This is a genomic window from Syntrophomonas sp. UBA5494, from assembly GCF_002426325.1.
Map to the genome: position 1 here is coordinate 18,589 of NZ_DIPG01000011.1, position 6,461 is coordinate 25,049.

6 protein-coding genes are annotated in these 6,461 nt (G+C 49.3%); 5 read left to right on the forward strand and 1 reads right to left on the reverse strand.

Annotated features, from left to right (window positions below):
• From B3W37_RS01525 to B3W37_RS01545, 5 genes are all read left to right on the forward strand, one after another.
• The coding region (locus B3W37_RS01525; protein WP_483174573.1) for a hypothetical protein at positions 1-519 on the forward strand (519 nt) is incomplete at its 5' end.
• Positions 520-682: 163 nt separating this feature from the next.
• Positions 683-1,870, forward strand: a complete 1,188-nt coding sequence (locus B3W37_RS01530; protein ID WP_483171011.1) for a M24 family metallopeptidase — start codon at positions 683-685, stop codon at positions 1,868-1,870.
• 122 nt (positions 1,871-1,992) lie between these two features.
• Positions 1,993-3,057, forward strand: coding sequence for a redox-regulated ATPase YchF (gene ychF, locus B3W37_RS01535; RefSeq protein WP_483171012.1), 1,065 nt, complete (start codon positions 1,993-1,995; stop codon positions 3,055-3,057).
• Between the two features lie 192 nt (positions 3,058-3,249).
• Positions 3,250-4,587 carry a YheC/YheD family endospore coat-associated protein gene (locus tag B3W37_RS01540; RefSeq protein ID WP_483174574.1) on the forward strand — a complete coding sequence of 446 codons (1,338 nt, stop codon included), beginning with the start codon at positions 3,250-3,252 and terminating at the stop codon, positions 4,585-4,587.
• Positions 4,584-6,278: a putative amidoligase domain-containing protein gene (locus B3W37_RS01545; RefSeq protein ID WP_483174576.1), complete on the forward strand. Its 1,695-nt coding sequence runs from the start codon at positions 4,584-4,586 to the stop codon at positions 6,276-6,278. Before B3W37_RS01540 ends, B3W37_RS01545 begins: the two co-directional genes overlap by 4 nt.
• Here the strand turns inward: B3W37_RS01545 and B3W37_RS01550 are convergent.
• Positions 6,258-6,461: hypothetical protein (locus B3W37_RS01550; RefSeq protein WP_483174577.1), on the reverse strand; the 204-nt coding region annotated here is incomplete at its 5' end. The two genes, B3W37_RS01545 and B3W37_RS01550, sit on opposite strands and share 21 nt — an antisense overlap.

Here is a 6,461-nt window from a genome sequence, read left to right on the forward strand (position 1 = left end):
GCGGATTGGCCCGGTTATCAGGTGGGGATATATATAGCCAAAGGCCTGGGCCCCATTCGCTTGTATGCCACCTATCCTGATGAAGGCTTTATTTACATCAAAAGCAATGTAGGGTTTTTTGGGATTACTCCGCCTGCCGAGATGTACGAAGAGATGCTGCAATATATCGCCCAACATGCCGGAAAAGAAATCGAAGTTATAGACATGGATGAAATACCCGAGGAATTAAAAGGGCAGTCGGAAAAAGACGACTATACTTTCAGGCTTTTAAAAAGCATCAACGTGTGGATGCTGTTGGCCTATGGCATTTACCTCCTGGTCTTTTTCCCGGGTTCCGGAGCGCCCAAATTGGTGATTTTACTGCTGGTATTGGCCATCGGGCTGTTCTTTTTCAATACCAGCAACGCCGCCCGCTTATACCAGTTTTCACCCGGCGGCGGGTATGCCATTCTGGCCCTGGGAATCATGGTCAACGGAATCTTTTTTATAGTATCTTTCGGTGAAATAACCTTGAAATGACGAGGCTCTCGAAAATACGGGGAGTGGTCTGACCGTAGTCTGCGGGCGTATCGCTCCCTGCTTTGCTTTCAAGCCGGTTTGATGCGGGCGAGTAGCTGATAGAGAACATAATAAATATTATGTAAACCAAATGGTTGTTACGATTAGGAGGGAGGAGTAAGTAATGTTGTTAACGCCTAGAGAAGAGATTGAATCAAGAATTCAAAAGTTCCAGCAAGAATTGGCGGGCAAAGAATTGGACGGAGCGGTCATCGTCTTGAACAGTGACATGTTCTACCTGGCCGGAACGGTGCAAAACGCCCAGCTTTTTGTACCGGCGCAGGGCGAACCAGTCTTGATGATCCGCAAGAGCCTGCGCCGGGGCCAGGAAGAATCCCCGCTGAAAAACGTGGTCCCCATGAAGAGCGTAAAGGATATGCCCGGTATACTGCAGTCCTTTGGATACGGTTCTATGGGCAGAATCGGATTGGAATTTGACGTCCTGCCGGTGAACAACCTGACTACATATCAACGCGCTTTCCCCAATACCGCCTTCCTTGATGTAAGCCCGCTGCTCAGGAAGATCCGCATGATAAAGTCGCCGTTTGAAATAGAACAGGTGCGGGCCGCCATGCGTATTCTGGACGCGGGTTTTGCTGAGATACCGAGAGTGCTCAGGGAAGGGATGCGGGAAGTCGAACTGGCCAGCTACCTCGAAGCGGCTATGCGGCGGGCGGGTCTGGCAGGAAATGCTAAGATGCGGGCTTTCAACCAGGATTACTACCTGGGTAATGTCTGCGTGGGCAGTTCCGGCGCCATGGCCAGCGGTATGGACGGTTCAGTTAGCGGCTGCGGACTCACCCCTGCCTGGCCACAGGGCGCGGGCAATAAAATTATAAAGCGCAACGAAGTCGTGTTTGTTGATTATGTAGGGGTCGCCAACGGTTATTGCGGCGATCAAACCCGGGTTTTCTGCATAGGGCAGCTGCCCCCTAAGATGGAGCAAGCCTTTAAGGAAGCCATGATGATCAATGAACAGATGCTGAGTATTTTAAAACCCGGCACTGCGGCGGAAGAACCCTATCTGCTGGCGGTGAAAATTGCTGAAGAACTGGGCTATAAGGAGCATTTCCTGGGCTACAGGGAGGACCGGGCGCGCTTTGTGGGTCATGGGGTGGGTTTGGAGACCGATGAGATGCCGGTATTCGCCCCCGGGCTGAAGAACCCCATAGTTCCGGGCATGGTTTTTGCCCTGGAACCCAAATTCGTATTTGAGGAAGGGGCTATCGGTACGGAGAGCACCTATGTCATGACCGAAGACGGGCCGGAGTGTTTGAGCATTACTCCGCAGGCCATAGGCTATATAGAATAATCCTGTACCGCCTTGTAAGTGTAAGACGGATACTAAATACAGTCTGAACCAAAGCTAACTAAATAGTTATTACATCTCAATAGCTGTGGAAATTCATCATTGTCTAAGAAGGGAACGATCTAATGCAACTCGGAATAATCGGACTGCCGCTGGCAGGCAAAACCACCATTTTTGAATTGATGACGGAAAGCAAGGTCAAAACCCAGGGGGTCGGCAAAACTAACACCGCCATGGCGCGTGTTCCGGACCACCGGGTCGACTGGCTGTCTGCTCTGTATAAACCTAAAAAGACCACCTATGCGCAATTGGAAATGGTGGATATACCCGGGCTGAGTCCGGGCAGCGAAAAGGCTGCTACGATGTTTTTGGACTCGGTGCGAAAAGCCGACGCATTGCTGCATGTGGTGCGGGTTTTTACTGATTCCAATGTCCCTTATCAAGGCGATGGGATTAACCCGGTAAGAGACATAGAAAACATTCATTATGAACTGCTCCTGGCCGACCTGGGTTTGGTGGAACGCAGGATTAAACGCATCGAAGAGAGCAAGAAGAAAAAAGGCCAGGAGAAAGAGCTGGCCCTGTTGCATAAGCTCCAGCAAGCTCTCGAGAATGAACAGGCTTTATCCACGGTGGAACTGGATCAGGAGGAAAACGACTTGTTGTTGTCATATCAGTTTTTAACCACCAAGCCCATGCTGGTCTGTCTTAATATCGGGGAAGATCATCTGGCTGAAGGCACTTATCCCGGTCAGGATAAGGTGAGGGCTTATCTGGAAAGCCATCAGCTCCCCTATGTCGAGGTCTCCGCCAGCATCGAGAGGGATATTGCCGAGCTTGATGGAGATGAGCGTCAGGAATTTATGCAAGAGCTGGGTTTACAGGAATCCGGCATGGTCAGGGTGGCAAGGACTGTATATCAAAGCCTTGATCTTTTATCGTTTTTTACCGTAGGGGAAGATGAAGTCAAGGCCTGGACCGTCACTGCAGGCAGCCCGGCGCGCAAGGCTGCGGGCAAGATCCATTCTGATATTGAACGCGGCTTTATTCGCGCCGAAGTGGTGGCATTTCAACATCTTTATGAGATGGGAACTATGGCTGCGGTTAAAGAAAAGGGCCTGTTCAGGTTGGAAGGCAAGGAGTATGTGGTGGCTGACGGCGACATCATCCATTTTCGTTTCAACGTATAAGTGAGCCTCGTCAGATTGACTTAGGGACTATCCTAAAACAACCGCTATTCATCAAAAAGATACTTAATCGACACTGTGGTACCGGCATATTACGTGCCGGTATTTTTATTTTTAGCATCTTGTTAACACAACAAGCACGGTATATTTGCATTACTCATATGATGGATTATAAAACAAACAAGGGGCAAAAGGATGCAAAAACATATTATTGCTGAATTAGAAGTAGCCAGATCCCAAAATGACAGAGCAATTCAGGAAGTATCAGCATACGCTGGCAGCCAGTCCTGCCCGGTCAGGTATCAGCGCACGATACTACGGGGCAAAGCAGACTTGGCTGCGCTTTCCAGGAAAATAGCGGTGCGTTTGAAAATGCCGGCCTGGTCATATAATATTTACCATTCTGACGAACATTCTCTCTATTTAGGGCCTGTGGTAGGGATTCTCAGCAGTGCGATAAGGCCCGGGGGCTATCCGGGACGTTCCGAGACGAGGATAAATAAAGAAATGATCAGATTCGCCCGCAGGCGAGGGGTATTCATCTATATGTTCGGGGCATCCGGGGTTGACAAACGAAAAGGCCTGATAGAAGGAGTAACCACTAATCTGAATAACGAATGGATGCAAGGCCTGTTTCCTCGCCCTGATATCGTCTACAATCGCATTCGCAAGCGCAGTCTGGAAAAAAGCCCGGCGATCATTGCTTTGTTGAATCAGTTTGAAGCAGACCCCGACATATTTATGTTTAATAGCCGCTTTTTAAACAAATGGGAAGTATACCAGGCGGCTAGCGGTGTGCCGGTTACATCCAGCCTGTTTCCGCTCACCATGTCATTCAATCACGGAAACCTGGAGGTAATGCTCAACAATTATGGCCAGGTTCTAATTAAGCCGAGTCATGGGTCGCTGGGGAAAGGCATCATTAAGATTAAGGCCCAATCCAACCGCTATTACCTGGCTAAATCAAGCGGCCCAACCCAATGGCATAAGTACAATTCAATTGATGAACTATACACTGCTATTAAGGATAAAATGCGTGTAAACGACAACTCTTTGCTGCAGCGCGTAGTGGAACTATGCAGATACAAAGGAAGAATATTCGACATCCGCATTCAGTTTCAAAAAGATGTCGCCAGTTCATGGGTTACGACTGGAGCAGCAATAAGAGTGGCAAGCAGAGGCCAATTTGTAACTCATATCCCCAATGGCGGCCGGGCCGAAGCTTACAACACGGTTATCCGTCATGTTTTTCCCAACCCTGCCGTCAGGGCTGGGATTAAGGACCAACTCGACTACATTTGCAGCAACGTTCCCGTACTACTGGAAGAGCGCTTGGGATTAAATCTAGCCATTGTATCCATGGACATCGCCATTGACCCCGATGGGAAATTATGGATATTGGAGGTGAATTCTAAGCCATCCCATTTCAACGAGCCGGATATTCGCCGCCATCACCTGCAGCTATTGACTGATTATTGTATCCACATGGCTGCAGAACAGAGAATGAAACTAACAGAAAGGTCTAGCTTATGAATATCCAATTCATGTATGCTGCCAATGAAACCGCAAAACAACTTATGGAACACCTGAATCAGCCAGAAGTCGATATCACCGCTGCCGAAACTACATTTTTGGGGCTGGAATACTTCGATATCACAATCGTAAACGGCTCTAAACGGATCAGGATGCTGAACCCTCCTCAGGCAATGACGCTAGCCATGGATAAAGAAAAGGCGTTTGCCGTTCTTCAGGCCAACAAGATCCAATGCCTGAACAGCGAAGAAGACAGCATCAACCGCACTTATCAAATCCTGGTCTGCGACCTGGCGATTCTCTCTATTCGTGTTGAAACCCTGGGTAAAGCGGCCAAGGTAAAGTATATCAAAGAAAATGAAAGCATGAAGGTGGCTCAATTGGCGCGCCGGGCTTCAATCCTGCTGGGTTTGGATATGTTGATGGTAGAAGTCGTCTTAACTGGTAAAAGAAAATGGAAGATCGCCGGATTTGATCTGTCCCCGCAATTGCGCGTTAAAGACGTTGAACGACTGGCCAAAAAACTGGAGAAAATAATCTCTCAGGATGAGCGCGAGGTCAAGTTGGGGGCTGACCCTGAATTCATGATGGTAAACAGCAGAAGCGGCAAAATGGTAGCGGCTTCGGAGTTTTTTCCCAAAGACGGCATGGTCGGCTGTGACGCCATACGCCTGCCCAATCGGCAGCAAAGGCCGATTGCGGAGATTCGCCCCCGGCCAGACCGTGATCCCCAGCATTTAATCGTTAATATAAGGGACGCTCTGCGCAATGCCAACCGGCTGGCACCTTACCCAAATGTCAAATGGGTGGCAGGCAGTCAGCCGTTTCCAGGCTATTCAATCGGAGGTCATATCCATTTCAGCAATATAACTCTCAACGCCGGGTTGCTTCGTGCCTTGGACAACTACCTGGGCATCTCGGTATTTCTTATAGAAGACCAGACTACTGCGGTAAAACGCCGCAGACGCTACGGGCGGCTCAGCGAATATCGCACCAAAAGCCACGGGGGATTTGAATACCGTACCCCGGGGAGCTGGCTGGTCAGCAAAGAAATTGCCACAGCGGTACTATGTCTGGCGAAAATAGTAGTGAGCCGATATGCTCAACTACAGGGCAATTACCTCAATAATGCGGAAGCGCAGCAGGCCTTTTATAAAGGCGATCAAGAGTACTTTCGCGCTTTATTCTCTAAAATTTGGGCGGATATTGAGGCCCTGGACCTGGCCTCACAATATGCCGCGGACATATCGATTATTCCCTGGATGATTGAAAATCGCGTCTCCTGGGACGAGAAAAAAGACCTGCGCAGGACCTGGAAAATAACAGCTCCAAAAAAAAAAGAAGAACAGTTTATCGCAGCAGACGACTTGGCAGCCTCCATCGCTGAGACCTATGGTGAGAGGAACGATTCAGGTCATGCGAACAATGACTCGGATTTAAGCCAAACCGGGAACAGGCCGCGCGGGAGGCAATCCAGTACGAATACGCCGCTAGCGGCCCGCAATCCGCGTACGTTTTACAATCCCCGCAGCACACACAGCAATATCTCTTTTTCGCCAGACCTGAACAGGTATCGTCCGCTGCATAGAGATATACAGATCAATAACCCTGACTTTGCCAGGGTTATTAGACCGCAACATATTCGCCGGGCTTTGACCAGCTTCGAGATGTTACCGCATATTCAGGCGTGACAGCATCGTATTAGCGGCTTTTAGCTGGTAATTCACGCGTGTGCTCAAGGAGGGGTTATCGCAGGTTTCGAAAATAAATGCATGTACCCCCAGGTACTGCCCGGCCGCCCTGGCCAGACTCCCTTTTACCGGATACCTGAACAGGCTGAATTTTTTATAAGAAGTGCTGATATTTCCGTTGAG

Coding starts and splice junctions, on each gene's coding strand:
- B3W37_RS01530 (WP_483171011.1), top strand. CDS start 683: ATGTTGTTAACGCCTAGAGAAGAGATTGAATCAAGAATTCAAAAGTTC.
- ychF (WP_483171012.1), top strand. CDS start 1,993: ATGCAACTCGGAATAATCGGACTGCCGCTGGCAGGCAAAACCACCATT.
- B3W37_RS01540 (WP_483174574.1), top strand. CDS start 3,250: ATGCAAAAACATATTATTGCTGAATTAGAAGTAGCCAGATCCCAAAAT.
- B3W37_RS01545 (WP_483174576.1), top strand. CDS start 4,584: ATGAATATCCAATTCATGTATGCTGCCAATGAAACCGCAAAACAACTT.